General features: G+C 69.5%; 15 protein-coding genes. 13 read left to right on the top strand and 2 right to left on the bottom strand.

Annotated elements, in window-relative coordinates; all coding sequences use genetic code 11:
• Positions 1 to 74: 74 nt before the first annotated feature.
• The 11 genes from ACIBCT_RS30485 (at position 75) to ACIBCT_RS30435 (ending at position 15,510) form a co-directional block, all read left to right on the top strand.
• Positions 75 to 1,706, top strand: a complete 1,632-nt coding sequence (locus ACIBCT_RS30485) for a condensation domain-containing protein (RefSeq protein ID WP_399194407.1) — start codon at positions 75 to 77, stop codon at positions 1,704 to 1,706.
• 84 nt (positions 1,707 to 1,790) lie between these two features.
• Entirely contained in the window at positions 1,791 to 5,042 is a 3,252-nt protein-coding gene (locus ACIBCT_RS30480; RefSeq protein WP_399194405.1) for an amino acid adenylation domain-containing protein, read from the top strand.
• A complete protein-coding gene (locus ACIBCT_RS30475; protein ID WP_399194403.1) occupies positions 5,039 to 5,827 on the top strand; it encodes a thioesterase II family protein in 789 nt (262 codons plus the stop codon). Before ACIBCT_RS30480 ends, ACIBCT_RS30475 begins: the two co-directional genes overlap by 4 nt.
• The gene (locus ACIBCT_RS30470; protein ID WP_399194401.1) at positions 5,824 to 7,491 is read left to right on the top strand and encodes a condensation domain-containing protein; all 1,668 of its coding nucleotides are present in this window, start codon (positions 5,824 to 5,826) and stop codon (positions 7,489 to 7,491) included. The genes ACIBCT_RS30475 and ACIBCT_RS30470 overlap by 4 nt, the downstream gene beginning before the upstream one ends.
• Positions 7,488 to 8,660, top strand: a complete 1,173-nt coding sequence (locus tag ACIBCT_RS30465; RefSeq protein ID WP_399194400.1) for an acyl-CoA dehydrogenase family protein — start codon at positions 7,488 to 7,490, stop codon at positions 8,658 to 8,660. Before ACIBCT_RS30470 ends, ACIBCT_RS30465 begins: the two co-directional genes overlap by 4 nt.
• A gap of 53 nt (positions 8,661 to 8,713) precedes the next feature.
• A complete protein-coding gene (locus tag ACIBCT_RS30460; RefSeq protein WP_399194399.1) occupies positions 8,714 to 9,796 on the top strand; it encodes an ornithine cyclodeaminase in 1,083 nt (360 codons plus the stop codon).
• On the top strand, positions 9,793 to 10,719 hold the full coding sequence (locus ACIBCT_RS30455) for an ornithine carbamoyltransferase (protein WP_399194398.1): 927 nt from the start codon (positions 9,793 to 9,795) through the stop codon (positions 10,717 to 10,719). Before ACIBCT_RS30460 ends, ACIBCT_RS30455 begins: the two co-directional genes overlap by 4 nt.
• Positions 10,716 to 12,026 (top strand): condensation domain-containing protein, encoded by a 1,311-nt coding sequence (locus tag ACIBCT_RS30450; RefSeq protein WP_399194397.1) that lies wholly within the window; start codon positions 10,716 to 10,718, stop codon positions 12,024 to 12,026. Before ACIBCT_RS30455 ends, ACIBCT_RS30450 begins: the two co-directional genes overlap by 4 nt.
• Positions 12,027 to 12,065: 39 nt before the next feature.
• Entirely contained in the window at positions 12,066 to 12,257 is a 192-nt protein-coding gene (locus ACIBCT_RS30445; RefSeq protein ID WP_399194396.1) for an MbtH family protein, read from the top strand.
• The gene (locus ACIBCT_RS30440) at positions 12,254 to 14,098 is read left to right on the top strand and encodes an amino acid adenylation domain-containing protein (protein WP_399194394.1); all 1,845 of its coding nucleotides are present in this window, start codon (positions 12,254 to 12,256) and stop codon (positions 14,096 to 14,098) included. The genes ACIBCT_RS30445 and ACIBCT_RS30440 overlap by 4 nt, the downstream gene beginning before the upstream one ends.
• Before the next feature lie 2 nt (positions 14,099 to 14,100).
• The gene (locus tag ACIBCT_RS30435) at positions 14,101 to 15,510 is read left to right on the top strand and encodes a KamA family radical SAM protein (protein ID WP_399194611.1); all 1,410 of its coding nucleotides are present in this window, start codon (positions 14,101 to 14,103) and stop codon (positions 15,508 to 15,510) included.
• Between the two features lie 35 nt (positions 15,511 to 15,545).
• On the opposite strand, the gene vph is transcribed toward ACIBCT_RS30435, so the two are convergent.
• Entirely contained in the window at positions 15,546 to 16,427 is an 882-nt protein-coding gene (gene vph / locus ACIBCT_RS30430; RefSeq protein ID WP_399194392.1) for a viomycin phosphotransferase, read from the bottom strand.
• 71 nt (positions 16,428 to 16,498) lie between these two features.
• Here vph and ACIBCT_RS30425 point away from each other — a divergent pair, with 71 nt between their 5' ends.
• A complete protein-coding gene (locus ACIBCT_RS30425; RefSeq protein WP_399194390.1) occupies positions 16,499 to 17,479 on the top strand; it encodes a Rieske 2Fe-2S domain-containing protein in 981 nt (326 codons plus the stop codon).
• Between the two features lie 38 nt (positions 17,480 to 17,517).
• Here ACIBCT_RS30425 and ACIBCT_RS30420 read toward each other — a convergent pair whose 3' ends face one another.
• Complete coding sequence (locus tag ACIBCT_RS30420; protein WP_399194388.1) at positions 17,518 to 18,132, bottom strand: DNA-binding response regulator; 615 nt, start codon at positions 18,130 to 18,132, stop codon at positions 17,518 to 17,520.
• Positions 18,133 to 18,986: 854 nt separating this feature from the next.
• Between ACIBCT_RS30420 and ACIBCT_RS30415 the strand changes: the two genes are divergently transcribed.
• Positions 18,987 to 20,201, top strand: a complete 1,215-nt coding sequence (locus tag ACIBCT_RS30415) for an alkaline phosphatase (RefSeq protein ID WP_399194386.1) — start codon at positions 18,987 to 18,989, stop codon at positions 20,199 to 20,201.
• Positions 20,202 to 20,339 lie beyond the last annotated feature (138 nt).

Genomic DNA, 20,339 nt, shown 5'->3' with positions numbered 1-20,339 from the left:
GCCGACCGGTCGCCGGTACCGCCCTGCGTGCCGCACTCGCCGACGAACTGCCCGCCGCCATGGTCCCTGCGCGGGTGCTCGTCGTCGATGCCCTGCCGCGCACCACCAACGGCAAGGCCGACCGGAAGGCGAGTGCGCGTATGGTGCGCGACGTCGCGGACCAGGGCGACGACGCTACCTGTACTTCCGCCCTGACCGGCACCGGGCGGCGGCTTCTGACGATCTGGCGCCAGGTGCTGGGAGGGCCGGAACTCGGCCCGGACGACGACTTCTTCCGCAGCGGCGGGGACTCCATCGCCACCATCCGGCTGCGTCACGAGTGCGCCGAAGCCGGGCTGCCCATCCAGGCCATGGACGTGTTCGCGCACCCCACGGTGCGGCGGCTCGCGGGCCACCTGGACCGCACCCTGGCCGACCGGCCCGCAACCCCCCCGACCGTTGCCGGCGTCGATGCGCCGACGCTGCTGCCCGCACAGCGGCGTCTGGCCGTGGCGACGCTGCTCGGCGAACGCACACCGCAGCTAGGACTGGTGCAGGAGAGCCACGAGTACGAGGAGGAACTGGACGTCGACGCGCTGCGCACGGCACTCGATCTGCTGGCCGAGCGGCACGAGGTGTTGCGCACGGGGGTGGAGAGCGGTACCGGCGGCTTTCGTGCCAGGACCGAGGAGCGGGTGACGGTTCCGCTCACCGTGCGCCGGGCCGACGGCATCGGCGCAGCCGCGCGGCGCGAACTCGCCCGCGCCCACGCCGACGTCGCGTTGCAGGAGGGATTCGACCTGTCCGTGCCACCGCTGTTGAAAGTCGCCGCCTTCGAACTGGAACCGGGCCGGTTCACCCTCGTGTGGACGCTCCACCACGTGATCTCGGACGGCTGGTCCTGGGAACTGCTCCAGCACGAGTTCGAGATCCTGTACGCGAGCCTGCGCCAGGGCCGCTTCCGCCCGCTGCCCGCCGCAGTACTTCCCCTGCGCGAACTGACCCGCCGACTCGCCCAGTCGCCGTCCCCGGCGCCCTCGCGGGAGTGGCTTGACGAACTGCGTGCCGTGAGTCCCCTGGCGTTGCCGCCGACCCGCACCGGCGGTGACACCGACCGCGCGCACGTGGACTGGGCCGTCGCGCCGGAGACCGACGCCGCTGTACGGGGTGTGGCCATGTCCGCCGGGTGCGCGCCCAGCACCGGGTACCTCCTCGCGTACGCCGAGGCGCTGGGCCGGGTGTGCCGTCAGAGCCTCTTCCCGCTCGGCGTCGTTTCCTCCGGCCGCAACGTCGACATTCCGTATATCGACACCGCCGTGGCATGCCTGGCCCGCAGCCTGCCCGTGCCGGTCGACCTGTCGGGCACTTCCCATGAGCGTCTGCGGCGTCTGCACCGCCACCTGGCCGCCGTCCTGGCCCAAGACTCCGCTGACCCCGATGACCTGCTGGCCGGGCTGGCCCCGGCCGTGCGCGACCCGGCCGCCGCCTTCGTGTTCCAGAACTACCCCGACGCCCTGTCCGGTCCGGCGCCCCTGCGCCGTGCCCCTGCCGCCTCCTGGTGGCGCGAGACCGGTTCTGAACCACTCGCCCTCGTCTGCCACGAGGAGAGCGGCGAAGGCTTCCACTGCCGTCTGGAGTACGACCCCGCCGAGGTATCCGTTCCCACCGCGACCGTGCTCGCCCGCGAGATCCGCCGGGCCCTGGACCGCCTGGCCGCGGAGGCATAGGCGCTGCCCGCGCTCCCTGCGTCCGGATGCGCCGGAGGCCGATGTCGTGCTGAGCCCCAGCCCCATAGGAAGGACCACAACCTCATGACCGCAACGTCTGATGCAACAACGCAGTCCGGTCTCGCCCTGGACGCTCTGCTGAGCGCCGAGGAGCGGGCGGCCTGGACAGCCCTCAACGACCGGGTCCGGCCCTTGCCCGAGGGGCCCGCCCTGGTACGCCGACTCGAGGATGTCGCCGCGCGGTGCGCCGACGAACCCGCCGTGCAGGCCACGGACGGCACCTACACCTACCGGGAACTCCACGCCGAGGCCGATCGGATCGCCGGGCTGCTGGCGAAACGGGGAGTGACGGAGGGCAGTACGGTGGCCGTCGCCGCGACACGCCGGTGGGCCGAGTACGCCGCGCTGCTGGCCGCGCTCAAGCTGAACTGTGCCTACCTGCCGCTCGATCCCGACGGCCCGGCACGCCGACTGCAGTTCATGCTGGCGGACTCCGCCGCCGTGGCCCTGGTGGCGGACGCCTCCGCGGCGGCCCTTCTCGCCAGCAGTGAGGTCGGCACCGGCCTGACGGCACGGGTGGTGGCCGGGACGAGCCACGTAGTCCCCGTCGGCTGGACCGCCGCCGAAGGCGCTTCGCCGCAGCGCCGACCACCGACCGGGCCACTGCCGAACCAGACCTCATACGTCATCTACACCTCGGGCAGTACCGGCACCCCGAAGGGCGTGATGATCGGCGAACAGGCCCTGCTGAACTTCTGCGCGTGGTACATCGACCGCCATGACGTGCTCCCGCACGATCGGCTGTGCCAGACCGCGCCACTGACCTTCGACCCCTCGGTGCAGCAGTTGTTCCCCGCCTGGCTGACCGGCGCCTGCCTGGTGGTCGTGCCCAACGAAGTGCAGCGTGACGGCGGGGAGTTCCTGGACTGGCTGGCCAGCGAACGGATCACCCACCTGGACATCGTGACCCCGCACTGGGTGCAACTGCTCGACGTGGCCGCGCGGCGCGGCCACGCGGCACTGCCCGCGCTGCGCTGGATCGTCGTCGGCGGAGAGACGTACTTCTTCCACCAGACCCACCGCTGGCACCGCATCGTGGACTCTCCGGCCCGCCTCAACACCATCTACGGGCCCACCGAGGCGACCGTCAACGCCACCGAGTTCCTCGTTGACCCGGGCGTGACAGAAGGCCAGGTCCCGATCGGCCAGCCGCTGCCCAACTACCGCGCCTACGTCCTCGACGAGCGAGGGGCGCTGTGTCCGCCGCACATCACCGGAGAGCTGTACCTGGAGGGAACGGGGCTGGCCCAGCGGTACTGCTCCCTGGAGGCGACCGAGCGCAGCTTCCAGGTGCGCACAGTGGCCGAGGGCGGCACCCAGCGGCTGTATCGGACCGGGGACCTGGCGCGGCTCGTCGAGTTCGACGGGCAGTGGGTGCTCGAGTTCCAAGGCCGCACCGACAGCCAGGTGAAGGTGTCCGGTTACCGTATCGAGCTGGAGGAGATCCAGGCGGCGTTGACCGCGATCCCGGGGATCACCGCGGGCGCCGTCGTCCTGCGTACCGAGCCGGCCAAGCAGATCGTGTGCGGCTATGTCGGCCCTGACCTGTCCAAGGAACAGGTTCGCGCCGAACTGGCCGAGCGACTCCCCGAGTACATGGTGCCGCACGTCATCGCGCCTCTGGCGGCCGTGCCTCTGACCACCAATGGCAAGGTCGACAAGGACCGGCTGATCGCCCTGGCCACCGAACGGCACACGAGCGCGGAGGCGGACGGCGCTGAGCCGCGCGGTCCCATGGAGTCGGCGATCGCCGCCACCTGGGCAGAAGTTCTGGGCGTGTCCCGGGTCGGTGCTGACGACGACTTCTTCGTCCGCGGGGGGTCTTCGCTGCTCGCCTTTCGTGTGGCCGCGCTGTTGCGCGAGAAAGGCGTGACGATCCGCGCATCAGACCTCCTGCAGGCCCGTACGGTGCGGGCCCTCGCCGAGCGAGCCACCGCCGAGCAACCGATCGCCGTGGCCGGTGAGGCGGACGGGCCCGACGACGGCCTGCTGCCGCAAGAGCCTCGGCATGGACTGGCGGACGATGCGGGACTGCCCCTCGACCTGCCCCCGGCGACCTTGCTAGCCCTGCTCGGCGGGGATACCGAGGACACCGGTGACCATGCGCTCCTCAATCTCGGGCTGCCCCGGGACGTCGATCCCGAAGCCGTGCGCGCCGCACTCACCGAGGTCGTCGGACGCCACCCGCTGCTGCGGGCGAGGCTCGACACGAGCCAGGCGCGGCTGCGACTGCGGGCCGTGAACGTCGTCCGTTTCGACCTCCCCGTCATGGAGGGAAACGATTCGTCCCTGATCGATCGGGTGCCTCCGCTGCTTTTCCGCCACACCGGGTTGCGCCACGGACTGCCCGTCGCCGCCGCTCTGGTGAGATTGCCGGGCGCGACGCGGTTGCTGGTGGCAGTGCGGCATCTGCTGGTGGACGGCACCGCCCTGCGCCGGATCACCCGCGAACTCGCCGCCGAACTGGGCTTCGGCGCGCAGCCCACCCCGGTGGCGCCGCTCACCGAGCAGCTGGCGGAACTGTCCGCGCGAGCCCGTGGCATGCACCCGGTGCCGCATCTCAACGCCTTCCTGGAGGCAGAACGGCAGGCTCAGCGGCAGCTGGCGCCCCGCCTCACCGCCGACAGCACCGTGACCGAGGTGACGGTGGGTGAACTGCCCGCGTCGTTCCTCGACGGCACCCGGGACGCTCTGGAGCCGAGGCTCCTCGCGGCGGTCGCGCTCGCCGTGCACCGGTGGCTAGGGCTGACGGCCGTACCGCTGAGCCTGCCTCGGCAGGGGGCCGGCACGGAGGCGGTGGCCAACCTCTCCGACGTGGTCCCGCTGTTGATCACCACGGACGGCGGCGGTGAGGCGGCCCGGTTGCTGGAGGCGGCCACCGCCGCGTGGGCCGAGCAGGCACGGCCGGGCGTCCACTGGGCCGCGGCCCTGCTGATGCACTGCCCCGGCCTCGCGCACCGTTGGCCCGGCCGACGGGAGGCGCTCACCAGTTCGTTCCTGGTCGCGGTGGAGCTCAGGGAGGCCGACGCCGACGATCTCGGCACAGCGGTGCCGGGCACCGGTGGGCGAGTGATCGACTACGACAGTCCCACCGTCGCCGATCCGGCACGCTCGGGAGTCGTCCAGTTCACGATCACGGCCGGTGCCGTCCACCCGTTGCTGCGGCTCATCGGCTGGGACCTGCCCGGGGAGGTCCTCAAGGAACTCGTCCCGCTGTGGCGGGCCGCACTGACCGACGTGGCGGACCTCGAGAAGGCCGGAGGAGACCCGGTATGAGTGAACTGACCGACACCCGGTGGCTGCGCCCGTGCGCAGGGCACTGGCGGCAGGGAGCCGGACCCGTGCTGCTGTGCCTGCCCCATGCGGGCGGCGGCGCCCTGAGCTACGCGGGCTGGGACTGCCACCCACTGGGTGGCTTCGAGCCGGTGGCCGTGTGCCCGCCCGGCCGCGAGGACCGCTTCGCGGAGGACCCCGTCACCGGCTGGGGTGCGCTGGTGTCCGCCATCGCCGACTCCCTCACGCCCCTGGCGCGCCGGCCGCTGGCGGTGTTCGGCCACAGCATGGGCGCGCTGACCGGCTACGAACTGCTGCGCGAGCTGGCACGGCGGGGGCGGCCCACGCCCTTGATCTTCGCCGCCTCCGCGCATCGGGCACCGCAAGAGATGCCGACCAAAAGCGGTCCACCCCGCTCCACCCGGGAGCTGCTCGACTACGTGCGACGGCTCGACCACTCCGGAACGGCCGAGCTGCTCAACGACCCGGAGTGGCGCGACCTGGTGCTGCAACCCCTAGGCGCCGACCTCCGGCTGCACGACACTTATCGGTTGCATGCTGAACCACCCGGACAGCCGCTGCTGTCCACCCCCTTCGTGGTGCTCGCCGGTGAGGACGATCTCACCGTCTCCGAGCGCACCTACGCGGGCTGGTCCGCGTTGACCCGCGGGGCCTGCGTCCGGCGGGTCTATCCCGGCGGCCACTTCTACCTCAGGGAGCATCGGGACCGGTTTCTGACGGAGCTCGGCCGGGACCTGGAGAACGCGATGAGAGGGGAACTGCGATGACAGCGCTCCCGGAGGGCGGGGCACCCGCGCACGTGGTCGCCCCGGGCACGTCGGCAGCCCTGCTGGACACCGCCACCGCGGCCCTGCAGGACGTGCTGGGCCTCGCCCAGATCGACGCAGACGCCAACTTCTTCTCCCTCGGCGGGAATTCACTGCTCGCGGTGCGGGTCGCGGGACGGCTGGGCCGCGCGCTGGAGCGACGGGTCCCCGCGACCGCGGTGCTCAACCATCCGACGGCCCGGGATCTGGCCGACCACCTGGCGGCACTGCCGGTGTCCGAGCCCGAGCCTTTGGCGCCTTCGGCCACACCGTCCGCTCCCGGCGACGCCGACGATGCCGACGCCGTCGACTCCCGCCGCTTCCCCCTCTCCGCCGCGCAGCGGCGCGTCTGGCTGCTGCACGAGGTCGATCCGGAGCGGCTGGACCATCTCGTCACCGTCTCTTTCGAAGTGACCGGCGAATTCGATCCCGTCGTTGCCCGAACCGCATGGCTGCGGGTGGCCAAGCGACACGAGGCGCTGCGTACCCGGTTCGAACCCCCTGCGGCGGGGGGTGAGGAGCCCTGCCAGGTGGTCGATGACGAGCCGCTGACCGAGTTCACGTTCTTGGACACCGTCCGTTTCCCCGAGGCGGTGCGCGCCCGGATCGTCGAAGAACGCATCGCGCTCCTGCGTCGTACCTCGCTTTGCCTGCGTACCGGGCCGCTGTCCCGGGTCGCCTTGCTACGCACGGGCCTGTCGCGCTACCGGCTCGAACTGATCGTGCATCACATCGTCTGCGACGGCTGGAGTCTGGCGATTCTGTGGGAGGACTTCCTTGACGCCTACCGCCGGGCCGCGGCGGGCGAACCGGGTCCTGGCCTTTCCCCTCACCGCTTTTGCGACCACGTCCGCTGGGAACGCGACACCGAGTCGGTCCGGTGGCCGGCGCTGGCCGACCGGGTCGCCCGTCGCTTCGCCGACCGACCGGAGGAACTGCCGCTGCCCACCGACCCCGTACCCGTCGAAGAGCACGCCGACGGCGACGACGTCTCGATGCCGCTGCCCGCAGGACTGGGCGCGGCGCTCGTCCGGGCGGGCGCCGAGGGCGGTCACACCCGGCTGACGCTTGCGCTTGCCGCACTCGCCATCCTGCTGCACCGGATCAGCGGTTCGGACGACCTGGTGATCGCCGTACCGATGGCCGGACGGGTACGTCCCGAGGACGAAGAGATCGTGGGCCTTTTCGTGAACACGGCGCTCGCCAGGGTACGGCTGGCTGGAGCACGTGACGTCCCCACCCTGCTCGCCCGCGCCAAACAAGAGGCCGCCGAGGTGCTGGACTGTCAGACCTACCCCTTCGACCGACTTGTCAGCAGGCTCGGAGTGCCCCGCGACGGTACACGCATGCCGCTTGCCAGGGTGTCGCTGGCTGTCCAGGACTTCGCCGAGGCCCCCACACCCGACCCCGGCCTCGGCTTCCAGTGGGTCGAGCACGATCCCGCCGAGCGGCAAAGCAAGCTGGACCTCGCGTTCAGCCTAGCCGGCGGCACGACCGAGCGGCAGACGCTCACCGTCACCTACCGGCCCTCACTGTTTCGCCGCCGGACCGTATGCGCCTGGGCCGAGCAGTACCTGCTCGCTTTGGAGAACGTCACCCGCGTGGTCACCGGAGGTGCGTCATGAGGCTGGACCGGCACCACGAGCTCTTCCAGAAGTCGGTGCGCGCCGTGCTTGAGCGGCTCGTCATGCCCGAACTGGACGACTGGGAGGAAGCGGCGCACATGCCGACCCATCAGCTCTACCGCTCGTTGGGCGAGGAGGGTCTGCTCGGGCTGACGCTGCCCGTCGGCGACGGTGGCCTCGGGCTCGATATCGGCTATGCCCACGTGTGGGCACGGGAACTCGGCCGGCTCCCGGCGGGCTCCCCGGCCATGAGCCTGTCGGTGCAGACCGACATCGTGCTGCCATTGCTCGCCGAGGAGGGCGGAGCGGACGTCCGTGCCACCTACCTTCGGCCCGCGGTACGCGGCGAGCTTGTCGCGGCCCTGGCCGCCACCGAGCCGGGCGGCGGCTCGGACCTGGCCGCCGTACGGACGACAGCCCTTCGCAGCTCCAAGGGACTGCGGTTGAACGGCGAGAAGGCGTTCATCACCAACGGCTCCGTGGCCGACTTCGCCGTCGTACTCTGCCATCTTCGGGAAGCCGGGACGGATCAGGACGCGAACAGGCCGGGCGGGCTCGACTCGCTGGCCCTGTTATTGGTCCCCACGAACCTCCCAGGTGTGTACCAGGAGCGGTACACCGGAAAACTCGGCAACCGTGCCTGTGACCACGGTCGGCTGACCTTCACCGACGTAGTGGTACCGGAGGAGAACCTGCTGGGCAGGCCAGGCTCCGGATACGAGGCGCTGACCCGTGTCTTCACGCGCGAGCGGACCTTCCTGGCCGCAGTCTGCGCGGCCCGCGCCGAGACGATGCTCGACAGGGCCGCCGCACACGCTCGGGGCCGCGCCGTGCTCGGCAGGCCGTTGCTCGAACATCAGGCGATCTCTTTCCGGCTGGCCGAACTCGACGCCGAACTGGCACTGGTCCAGCAGTACACCGAAGCAGTCTTCCACCTGCTCGACGAGAGCGCCGCGGCGCTACGGCAGGCGAGCATCGCCAAGCTGCGCGCCAGTCGACTGGAGCGCGAGGTCGCTGATCTTCTGCTTCAGGTTCACGGCGGAGAAGGCTACCTGAACGGCGGGCCGGTGGAGCGGGCCTATCGCGACGCACGTGCCTATGGCCTGGCCGGCGGCGCGGACGAGGCGCTGCTGCATCTGATCGCGGGCCATCCGCGCACCGGCATCTGACCCCACGAGTGACCGATCTTCACGCACCGAAGAGCGAAAGGATCCGCACCGACATGACCGTCCAAGCCGTTCCCGACCCCATGACCAGGACGGAGCACCTGCTGTTCCTCGACCGAGCGGCCGTGCGCGCCTGTGCGGCAGACATCGATCCCGTGGCGGTCGTGGAGGACGTGCTGCGCGCCCACGCGGCGGGACACACCACCCTCCCCGCCGAGGGCTACCTGCCCTGGACCAACTCCCACGGGGCGTACTGCCGTTCCCTTGCGATGCTTGGCTCGGTCGGCGACGCCGACCCAACCGCCCCAAGGGCGTACGGGATGAAACTGATCAATGCCGCCACCTCCAACCCGGCTCAGGGCAAGGACCGCGCGGGAGGTGTCAGTTTCCTGTTCGACGCCGAGACCGCACGTCCGGCTGTCGTGGCCGAGGCCGCCTACCTCTCGGCGCTGCGCACCGGCGCGTACACCATGTCAAGCCTGCGCCATCTCGGCCCGGAACACTTCCAGGAGGTGACGTTCATCGGCTGCGGCGCCCAGGCCCGGACCCACGCCGAGCTGCTGGCCCGGTACTTCCCCGCCGTCCACACCCTGCACGTGCACGACCTGCTACCGGAGCGCACGTCCGCGTTCGCCGCCTGGGCGGACGGTAGCGGGCTGCCTTTCACCGTGGTCCCGCACGGCCGGGCCGAGCAGGCTGCGGCGGCGAGCACGGTCGTTATCACGCTGACCGTCACCGACACCGGCTATCTCACTCCGGACGACCTGCGGTCAGGCACGTTCGTCGCTCACGTCTCCCTGGACGATCTGCTGCCCGAGGTGTTCGACCGGGCCCAGGCACTGTACGTCGACGACGTCGAGTTGATCCGCGACAACCCGCGCCGTGTTCTGGGCCGGCTACTGGGCGAGGGCCGGGTGCTCGCTCCCGGCACCACGAAGCCCGGGACGGCCACCATCCGCGGCACCCTCGGTGACGTCCTCACCGGGGCGGTGCCCGCCGAGCGCCCCGGCACCGGGGTCGTCGTCAGCAATCCCTTCGGGATGGCCGTCCTCGATGTCGGCCTGCTGGCCCGGGTGTACGCCACCGCCACCGCCGCCGGCCACGGTACCCGCCTCGACCTCCTGGGAGCCGACCAGTGACCACGCCCCGCGGCCTTTACACCCTGGCCGACCTCGACGACGACAGCATCCGGCACATCGTCCGCCGGACCATTGAACTGCACACCGACCGCGACGCCCACACCCGTCCCCTGACCGGGCTCGTCACCGGGCTTCTGTTCACCAAGACCTCCACCCGTACCCGCACGGCCTTCACCGCGGGCACCATCCGACTGGGCGGGACGTCGATCTCCTTCGGCCCGACGGACCTGCAGACCAACACCGGGGAGTCCGCCGCCGATACCGGCAGGATGCTCGCCGGGATGCTCGACCTGCTCGTCGTGCGCACCACGGGTCCAATGCGGGAACTGCGTGAGCTGTCAGGCGGTGGTGAACTCCCCGTTGTCAACGCGATGTCCGCGGAAGAACACCCCACCCAGGGTCTGGCCGACCTGGCCACGCTGATCCACCACTTCGGTGGCCTAGACGGCCTCGGTGTGCTGTACGTCGGTGAGGGCAACAACACCGCCGTCGCGCTCGCCCGGGTGCTCTCCCGGCAGCCCGGCTGCCACGCCGTGTTCGCCTCGCCACCCGGGTACGAGCTGCCGGCTGCGGTGCTGGCCGAGACCGCGGCCACTGCGGCGCGGCGCGGCGGCTCCGTCATCCAGGTGCACGCTCTGAGCGAGGTGACCGGCGACATCCACGCGGTGTACACCTCGCGCTGGCAGACGACGGGCAGCACCAAACCCGACGCCTCCTGGCGGGATGCCTTCCGGCCCTTCCACGTCGACGCCGCGCTGATGGGCCGCTGGCCGGACGCGGTGTTCCTGCATGATCTGCCCGCTCACCGGGGTGAGGAGGTCTCCGGGGAGGTGCTGGACGGCAAGTCCTCGCTGGCCTGGACGCAAGCTCGACTGAAGGCCGCCGGTGCGATGGCGGTCCTGGAGTGGGTGTCCACCTCATGAGGACGCGCCCCGCGCCCCGCATCGAGCAGGTGGCGCCGCTCTCCCCGGCTCAGCACGGCCTGTGGTTCCTGGACCAGCTGACGGGGCCCTCCAGCGAGTACGTCCTGCCGTACGCGCACCGGCTGCGCGGGCCACTGGACATCCCGGCACTCGAAGACGCTTTGAACGGGTTGCTCAAGCGGCACGAGACCCTCCGTACCCGGGTCGACCAGACGGCGGACGAGCCTCGGCAGACCGTCCTGCGCCACCGCCCGGGAAGACTGCGGCGGCTGGATCTCACGCAGGACCCTGCACAGGCCGGACGGGAAGCGGCCGACTTCGCGCTCCGCCCGTTCGACCTGGAAGGCGAAGACCCCCTACGCACGCTGCTGATTCGGCTGGGCGCACAGGACCACCTGCTGGTCTGCTCACTGCACCACATCTGCTGCGACGGGCTGTCTCTCGCCGTCCTGGGCGAGGACCTTGCCGCGCTGTACCGGGCGGCGTCGCACGGGCAGAAGACCGAGGAGGCCCTGCCACCGCTGCCGCTGCACTACCGCGACACCGTTCTAGCCCGCGCGGAGCAGGCTGGCTCCCCCGCCGGGCGGCTGGCGCTGGCGCGCTGGCGTACACGGCTGGAGGACGCCGCGCCGCTGCGGATGCCCACCGACCATGCCCGGCCCGAGGTCCGTACAGCGCGCGGCGACCGCGTCGAGGTCACGGTCCCCGCCGATGTCACGTCCGCGGCACGCACGTTCGCGGGACGTCACCGGGTCACCCTCTACATGGTGTTGCTGACCGTGTTCGCGATGCTGCTGCACCGGCGCGGCGGCGGTCGGGACCTGTGCGTGGGCACCCCGGTGTCGGGCCGATCCACCCCTGAGGAGGAAGCCCTGGTCGGCCTGTTCACCAACACGGTGGTACTGCGGCTGGACCTGTCCGGCGACCGGGAGCCGGCGGAACTACTGCACCAGGTGCGTGGCCGGGCCCTGGCTGCCTACCAAGACGGCCACGTCCCCTTCGAACACGTGGTGGACGAGTTGCGGCCGCCTCGCGACCTGTCGCGCACCCCCGTCTTCCAGGTGATGTTCAGCTTCCAGGACTTCGAGGAGGACGCCCTGGCCCTCGACGGACTGCGCTGCACGCCCTGGGACATCCCGGTCGGCAGCAGCAAGTTCGACCTGGAACTCGAACTCGGCCGCGACGGTGATCGGCTGCGCGGCTTCCTGGAGTACAGCACCGACCTGTACGAGGCGCACACGGTCCGTGTGATGGCGGACGAGTACCTCGCCCTGCTGCGCGAGGCCCTCGGCCTTCCCGGTGCCTGACCCGCCGAACCTCCACCCTTTCCCCAAGGAGCCCGCACGATGAACGACACCTCCGCAGACGTCACGTACCAGGTCGTCCTGAACGACGAGGAACAATACTCCGTATGGCCGGTAGATCAGCCGCTCCCGGCCGGCTGGAGGCCCGAGGGGACCGTCGGTACGCGCCAGGTATGTCTGGACCACATCGAGACGGTCTGGACCGACCTCCGTCCGCTCAGCGCCCGCGCATGACCGCGTCCCCCACGATCGTCCCGACCGCCGTCCCCACCACGGCCACGGTGCCCGAACTACTCGCCGAGGTGGCCCGCCGCACACCCAACGCCCCTGCGCTGATCACCCCGGACCGCACGCTTACCCACCACGAACTCGACGCCCACACCGCGAGATTGGCCGACGTACTGCGTGAGCACGGCATCGGCAAAGGGCGGCGCGTGATGGTGCTCGCCGACCGTAGCTGGCAGGGCGTCTGCTATCTTCTGGCGGTGCTACGCGCGGGTGCCGCCTATGTGCCCGCCGACCCGTCCGACCCGCCGGACCGCCTGCGCGAGGTGGTCACGCTCACCGCTGCGGGAGCCGTTCTGGGCCGAGCCGTACTGCTCAGCCAGTTGCCTCCACTGGGCATCCCCCTGATCCCCGCCGAGCCGCCCGGCGGCCTCGCCGCCGGAGCCCCGCCGACCGCGCGGACCGAAACCGAGCCACCGTCACCGGACGATCTTGCGTACGTCATGCTCACCTCCGGTTCCACCGGCACTCCCAAGGCCGTCTTGGTGCCGCACCGCACCGTGACCTGCGCCACCGGATCTCTCGGCCCGCTGTTCGGCATCACGCCCACCGATCGGGTCCTGCACTGGACCTCGCTGGTCTGGGATACCAGCGGCGAGGAGATCTACCCCGCTCTGCTCGGTGGCGGCGCCCTGGTCGTCGATGAACGGGTCGAGGCGCGCTCCGTGACAGCCCTGCTCGCGGCGATCGGCGAGCACCGTGTCACGGTCGTCGACCTGCCGACGGCCATGTGGAACGAACTGGTGCACTATCTGGCCGCGGGTTCTGAGGAGTTGTCGCCAGGGCTTCGACTGGTCGTCATCGGTGGCGAGGCTGCCCAGGCCCGAACGGTACGGCTGTGGGCCGAGCGCGTTCCAGACCGGGTGCGGCTGCTCAACACCTACGGCCAGACCGAGACCGTGATGGTCACCCACGCGGCGGAGCTGGGCGGCCCGGCCAGCCGGGCGTTTCGGGACGGCGACCCCGTGCCCATCGGCCGTCCGTTACCCCATATCCACCAGGTCCTGGTCCCCTCAGGGGACGGGCCGGACGAGCTGTGGATCGGCGGGCCCAGCGTCGCCTGGGGGTACGCCGACCGTCCCGCCCTCACCGCGGCGGCTTTCGGCCCGGCCCCCCGCACCGGCGGACGGTTCTACCGCACCGGCGATCTGGTGCGGTCCTTGCCCGACGGCTCGCTCGCCCACGCGGGCCGCGCCGATCGCATGCTCAAGGTGCGGGGGGTGCGCGTCGAGCCCGCCGAGGTGGAACGGGCGATGACGGCCTGTCCGGGGGTCGTGGCCGCCGCCGTCTTCCCCGTAGGGAACGACCCGGAACTCCTGCGCCTGTACGGAGTGTTCGTCCCCGCAGACACCGCTCCCGCCACCGAGCGGGAGGTGACAGAACACTGCGCCCGGCGGCTGCCGCGCGCCCTGCTACCCCACTGGATCACGGCGGTGCCCGCCCTGCCCCTGCTACGTACGGGAAAGATCGACCGGGTGGCGCTGCGGGCCCGCTTCACCGGCGCTGCGGCACCTCCCGAGGAGGCTTCCGCTGAGACCGCGCCCGCCGGACGGTCGATCACCGCGCGGCTGACGGAGCTTTTCGGCCAGGCCCTGGGCGCTCCGTGCAGCGCTGGCGATTCCCTGTTCACACGAGGCGGTGACTCTCTGACCGTGATCCGGCTCATCTCTCTCGTCCATCGGGACCTGGCGGCCGAGCTGACGTTCCAGGACGTGTTCGACCACCCGACCCCGCGCGAACTGGCGCAGTTAGTCGAAGACTCCGGACCCTCCCTAGGAGAGCCCCAGTGACCATGCCGACCGCCCCGCCCTCACACGAGAAGACATCCCGCCCTCAGCCGTACGACTACCGCCGCCGGGAACTCGTGGAGCCCGACTGGCGCAGGCTGCCCGGCTGGCGTGAGGTCACCGCCGCCCAGTGGCACGACGCGCAGTGGCAAAGGGCCCATTGCGTCAAGAACGCACGTCAGTTACGAGCCGTGGTCGGCGACGGACTCGACGACAAGTTCTACGACGACCTGGCGGAAGACCAGAAACATATGGCCACCATGGCCATGTTGATCACCCCTCAGATGCTTAACACCATCGCGCCGAAAACCCCCGCCGACTCCGGCGGTTACCATGACGCCTTCTACACCGACCCGATACGCCGGTACATGATCCCCGTTCGTTCCGACCGCGACCCTCGGTGGCCCAGTCACCCCCTGTCGTCCCGTGACTCCCTGCACGAGGCAGAGATGTGGGTGGTCGAGGGATTGACCCACCGCTATCCCACGAAGGTGCTCGCCGAGTTGGTGACCACCTGCCCACAGTACTGCGGGCACTGCACGCGAATGGACCTCGTCGGCGGCTCCACGCCCAGTATGGGCAAGCAACGACTGACGCTGCGCCCCGCCGACCGGCAAACGGCGATCCTCGACCACCTGCGCCGCACACCGGCCGTCCGGGACGTGGTGGTCTCCGGCGGAGATGTGGCCAACGTGTCGTGGCCACAGCTGGAGTCGTTCCTGCTACGCCTGCTGGAGATCGACTCCGTCCGGGACATCAGACTCGCCAGCAAGGCGCTAGTGGGTCTGCCCCAGCACTGGCTCCAGCCGCAGCTGGTGGCGGGACTGGAGAACGTTGCCGATGTCGCCGCCCGGCGCGGCGTCCATTTGGCAGTCCACACCCACGCCAACCATGTCCAGTCGGTGACACCTCTGGTGGCACAGGCCGCCACTGCCCTACTCGACGCCGGAGTCCGTGACGTGCGCAACCAGGGCGTTCTGATGCGCGAGATCAACAACAGCGCGGCGGCCCTGCTCGACCTGTGCTTCGCGCTGCAGGGCGAGGCGAGCATCCTGCCGTACTACTTCTACATGTGCGACATGGTGCCCGGCGCCGAGCACTGGCGAACCTCACTCGCCGACGCCCAAGACCTTCAGCACGCGATCATGGGCTATCTGCCGGGCTACGCCACTCCGCGTATCGTCTGCGACGTGCCTTACGTCGGCAAGAGGTGGGTGCACCAGGCCGTCGAGTACGACCGGGAGCGGGGCATCTCGTACTGGACGAAGAACTACCACACCGTCATCGAGCGCGACGATCCCGACGCGCTGACCCGCCGTTACCCTTTCTACGATCCGCTGTCCACGCTGCCCGAGAGCGGGTGGCGCTGGTGGGAGCGGCAGGTCACGGCGCCGCGAGGCCAGGCATGCGCCTGACCTCGCGGTCCTGCCGGCACCCGGCCTCGCGGGCTCTACCGGTAGCCGCTGAGGCCGTCGGCGAGCTCCTCCTCGTCACCGTCGCGCCGCGCGTAGAGAGCCTGCTGCAGGGCGAAGGTGCCGCGGATCGCCGAGATGCGCTCAGCCGTTCCATCGCTGGCCCAACCGCCGAGCGCGAGCACCCGGCTGAGCAGTTCGTCGCCGTAGCTCGCCCCGATCGCGGCCAGGTCCTCGGCCGGGTCGCCGATGCCGACCTCATCCCAGTCGACGACGCCGCTCAGACGCGGCACCCCGTCCACCGTCTCCCACAGGACGTTCTCGCCGCCGAGGTCGCCATGAACCACGGCGGAGGCGAGATGGGGCAGGGCATCGAGGGCGGCGAGCTCGCGTTCGGCACGCTCCCGACCGCTGGCGGCCATCAGCGGGAACAGTTCGGCACGCACTCCCGAGGCGAACTCCTGCCATTCGTCCACGGGAGCCACCGGCAGCGCGGCACGCACCTTCTCCTCCCGGCCCGCGGCCGCGAGCCCGCAGAGCAGCGTGACGTACTGCCGGGCCACCGTCTCGGCCGTCTCGGGGTCGTCGAGCGCGTCGTCCTGCAACGGTGCTCCAGGGATCCGGCTCAGCACCAGGTACGGCGGTTCGTCCGTGCCCTGGGCGCCACCCTCGGCAAGCGGTTGCGGGGTGCGGAAACCAAGATCGATCCCGGCGAGAGTGCGCAACACGGCCGCCCTCTCGGGCAGCCGCTTCGCGGCCGCCTCGGTGCGGGCGAAGCAGACCACCCGGTCCGAGCCGATCACCACATGATGGAACTGCCCTTCGTAGACGGTGAGTTCGGCCGCAGTGTCCTCGAGCAGCAGCTGGCTCAGCAGGTTGCGGTGCGTCTCAATGATTCCCATGGTGGGCGAACTCTCCACTTCTTAAGCGTTGGCCGGCTGACGACTGGTGCGCGCCGGCGAGTCGAGTCATTCACAACAGGGGTGTGACGATGGATTCGATCGAACACGAGATGCTGCGGCACATATGGTTCCCGGTCGCCCGGGTCTCCGACCTGGAGAACGGCGTCGCGAGCGGCAGCATCCTCGGTGAGGAACTCGTGCTCTACGGGGACGGGGGTTCCGTCACCGTCGCGCAGGGCTTCTGCCCGCACCGGGGGGTGGCGCTACGGCTCGGGAAGCTGCGCGAGGGGGAGCTGGAATGCCCGTACCACGGCTGGCTGTTCGAAGCGGGCAGCGGGCGGTGCACGCGCATTCCCTCGCTGGCCCCGAGCAGGAGCAGACCGCACGCAGCGCTGCGCACCTATCCCGCCGAGATCGCCTACGGCCTGGTGTGGAGTTGCCTGGACGACCCCTTCCTGCCCCTGCCACGGCTGCCTGAGTACGTCAACGACGGCTGGCGGCTCGGTGCGGGTGAGCCGTACACCCTGAACTGCGGGATGCGGCTGCTGACCGAGAACTTCCGCGACAAGGCCCACTTTCCCTTCGTGCATGCAGCCTCGATGGGCCACGTGGACAAGGTGGTGGAGCCCTACCGCGTCAGCCGAGACGGTTGGCGGCTCGGCTGGTCCTCCTCGCTGGGTTCCGAAGGGGTGCCCGAGGAGTTCAGCCATCGGCTGGACTACCGCATCACACTGCCGGTGTTCGCCTCGATCTGCGTCTCCTCGCCATCCGGCGGACGCCGGCTGGTCGCGCAGGCGGCCACCCCCATCTCGGCGGACGGACTGAAAGTACGGCAGTTCTGGCTGGCGGGCACGGACGCCAGCTCGGCCGCGCAGGGGGCCGAACTGACCGACGTTCTCGCTTTCGAACGGCAGGTCTTCGAGGAAGACCACCCCATCGTGGAGAACCAGTGGCCTGTCGAGGCGCCTTTGGACCTTCACTTTCAGGTGCATACTCCAGCCGATCGATTCAGCATCACCTACCGGCAGGTGTACGCGGAACTCCTGGAGAGTTTCAAGGAGAGACGGTGACATGGGTCGCTGTGACATCGAGCCCGCTCCGGCAGATCTCATGACTGCGGCAGAAGACACGGGACGTCAAGGCCGAGCCGCCACACCAGCTGGGCGGCATGGACCCGGTCACGCAGCTCAAGCTTGGCGAGGATGCGTGAGACGTGGCTCTTAACCGTAGCCTCACCGACCTTGAGCGTGCGGGCGATCTCCCGGTTACTGCGGCCATCTCCAACGAGAAGGAGCACCTGCCGTTCTCGTTCGCTGAGAAGCTCCAGCTCCGCCGGTCTGGCCGTACGGCGGGGCACCAGATGGAAATTCCTGACGAGACGGCGGGTGACATCGGTCGGCAGGAAGGCGCCGCCCGCGGCGACGGCTTGGACCGCGGCATCGAAGTCCTCGCGCGGCGCGCTGAGCGGAACGTAGCTGTGCACCCCGGCCGCGAGCGCGGCGCACAGAAGTTCGTCCGTGTCGTACTCGGCCGCCATGACGGTGCTACCGGAGACGGTGCTGGGCAGCCGACTGACCACCGCGAGACCGTCGGGGAGCACCAGGGAGGACCCCGCGACGACGACATCCGGCATCAACCGGGCCGACTGGTGAACCAGTTCCTCCCGGTCGACCGCGGTGCCCACCACTTCGGCATCGGTGATTTCAGAAAGCAGGACGAACAACCCGTTTCGATATACATCTCTATCCTCTGCTAGCAGGATCCGAACTCTGGCGTCCGACTCTTCTTGCGCTTCCACGTCGCGTGGCCATTGCGACGCGAGCCGGTCTGGGGAGGTCTGCCCCACGTTTCCCCCTTGCTCGCATTGCTGCTCTGTAGGAACCGCCGCGAGCAATGGTAAATCTAAAATTGAGCGTTTTTCAACCTGAAGCGAAAGTTTGTAAGCTCGTTGTCGACAGTGGTTTGCCCTGCAAATACAGAAGCTCTTAGTAGTGGTTTGCCAACTAGGAGCAACGACACTCCGGAAATTTCGAGGTCTTCTCCATTGCTTCTTCCTATCGCCGCCATCCCGCGTCTTGGACCATGCGGTCGACGCGGTCCGCCGCTGTCACATGCTGTCAGCACACACCGACGCAAGGCCCATTCCCGGGCGGCAGACACTTCTCGTACTGTTTCAACTTCGCAAGGGCGAGACGTACGTCGATATCACCGTCGGCTTCGGCGTCCTCACTGTCTGAAGATAATCCCTTTTCGGTCACCCTTACGGCTTGGCGCGCATTTAAGTCTTAAAGACAGCCGTCGAGGCATTAATTGGCATGACCGATTCAGAGCGGCTTGACGGCATTGCACGCGCATTGTAACTATTGCTGTTTTTCGCTTTGCATTACTACTCAGAATAAATTCGTCACGCGAATACCACATCAGCGGAGGTTCGAAACCGTGCAACACAGGGGAGATGGGACCGTCCCTTACACTCGGCGAGCCCTGGCAGGCGCCACCCTTCTCGTCATCGGCATTACGACGGGGCCCGCCACAGCATCAAGCAAAACCGACCGGGGCGCCCCAGCAGCACGCAACGTGATCCTTCTGGTCGGTGATGGAATGGGGGACTCCGAGATCACCCTCGCACGCAACTACACGGTCGGGGCGGCCGGCCGACTCCACCTGGATCGCTTCCCGATGACCGGAACGTACACCACCTACTCCGTGGACAAGCAGGGAAGACCCAACTACGTCACCGACTCAGCAGCGAGCGCGACCGCCTGGGCCACCGGCCACAAGACGGTCAACGACCGAGTATCCAAGACGCCCGACACCAACCGCGGCGTCCCCACGATCCTAGAGCTCGCCCAGCGCAGCGGACTCGCCACCGGCAGCGTCACCACCGCCGAACTCACCGACGCCACCCCCGCCGCGCTCACCTCACACGTCACCGACCGCAGTTGCCAGGGCCCCGCCGACATGGAGCGATGCCCGGCGGACACCCGGGCGGCGGGTGGCCCCGGATCCATTGCGGAACAGACGGTGGCCCACAGCGTCGACGTGCTCCTCGGCGGCGGCAGACAGCGCTTCGAACAGACCATCACAGAGGGTCCCGATCATGGCGCCACCGTCCTCGACCGTGCCCGTCAACGCGGCTTCCAGGTGGTAACGGACGCCAGGGCTCTGGGCGCCGTGCGCCCCGGGCGACCGGTGCTCGGCCTGTTCGCACGAGAGGAACTGCCAGTTGCCTGGATCGGAGCGCCCGCCACGGCCGAAGGCACCGCACCCCAGCGCTGTGTGGCCAACCGCAAGCGTCTCGAGGACATCCCGAGTCTCGAAGAGCTGACCAGAAGGGCGATCACGCTACTGGAGGCCCGGGCACGGCAGAAGGGTCCGGGTAAAGGCTTCTTCCTCCAGGTGGAGGGTGCCTCCATCGACAAACAGAACCACGACGCTGACCCCTGCGGTCAGATCGGTGAGACCGTCGCCTTTGACCAAGCCGTTAAGGCAGCTCGGGAGTACACCGCACGCCATCCGGACACTCTCGTCATCACCACCGCCGACCACGGGCACAGCAGCCAGATCGTGCCGATGGCGGCCAGACCCGCAGGACTGTCCGCAACACTGATCACCGACGAGGGCGCGCCGATGAAGGTCAGTTACGGCACGCACGCGGGCGAGGAGGGACAAGAACACAGCGGCGTACAGGTCCGCATTGCAGCCCAAGGGCCTCAAGCCCACAGGGTGCTCGGCACTACGGATCAGACTCAGCTGTTCACCACCCTGCGCACCGCGCTCAACCTACGCTGACTTCTGCCGTCCCTACAGTGCCTGCCCGGGGCATATTGCGGATTGACCAAACGACCCGCGTCCTGCTACTGAGTGGCTGCCAGACGCCTGCCGCCACGCTGCACGGGTACCAAACGTATCGAGACCTGGCGGAGCATC

The organism is Streptosporangium sp. NPDC050855 (assembly GCF_044456585.1).
Lineage (GTDB): Bacteria > Actinomycetota > Actinomycetes > Streptosporangiales > Streptosporangiaceae > Streptosporangium > Streptosporangium longisporum.
Note: the sequence above shows the minus strand (reverse complement) of the source record. Positions and strands in the feature narration are given on the sequence as shown.

Bases quoted from the DNA above. Each gene is read 5' to 3' on its own strand.
- ACIBCT_RS30480 (WP_399194405.1), top strand. From the start codon at position 1,791: ATGACCGCAACGTCTGATGCAACAACGCAGTCCGGTCTCGCCCTGGAC.
- ACIBCT_RS30475 (WP_399194403.1), top strand. From the start codon at position 5,039: ATGAGTGAACTGACCGACACCCGGTGGCTGCGCCCGTGCGCAGGGCAC.
- ACIBCT_RS30470 (WP_399194401.1), top strand. From the start codon at position 5,824: ATGACAGCGCTCCCGGAGGGCGGGGCACCCGCGCACGTGGTCGCCCCG.
- ACIBCT_RS30465 (WP_399194400.1), top strand. From the start codon at position 7,488: ATGAGGCTGGACCGGCACCACGAGCTCTTCCAGAAGTCGGTGCGCGCC.
- ACIBCT_RS30460 (WP_399194399.1), top strand. From the start codon at position 8,714: ATGACCGTCCAAGCCGTTCCCGACCCCATGACCAGGACGGAGCACCTG.
- ACIBCT_RS30450 (WP_399194397.1), top strand. From the start codon at position 10,716: ATGAGGACGCGCCCCGCGCCCCGCATCGAGCAGGTGGCGCCGCTCTCC.
- ACIBCT_RS30445 (WP_399194396.1), top strand. From the start codon at position 12,066: ATGAACGACACCTCCGCAGACGTCACGTACCAGGTCGTCCTGAACGAC.
- ACIBCT_RS30440 (WP_399194394.1), top strand. From the start codon at position 12,254: ATGACCGCGTCCCCCACGATCGTCCCGACCGCCGTCCCCACCACGGCC.
- ACIBCT_RS30435 (WP_399194611.1), top strand. From the start codon at position 14,101: ATGCCGACCGCCCCGCCCTCACACGAGAAGACATCCCGCCCTCAGCCG.
- ACIBCT_RS30425 (WP_399194390.1), top strand. From the start codon at position 16,499: ATGGATTCGATCGAACACGAGATGCTGCGGCACATATGGTTCCCGGTC.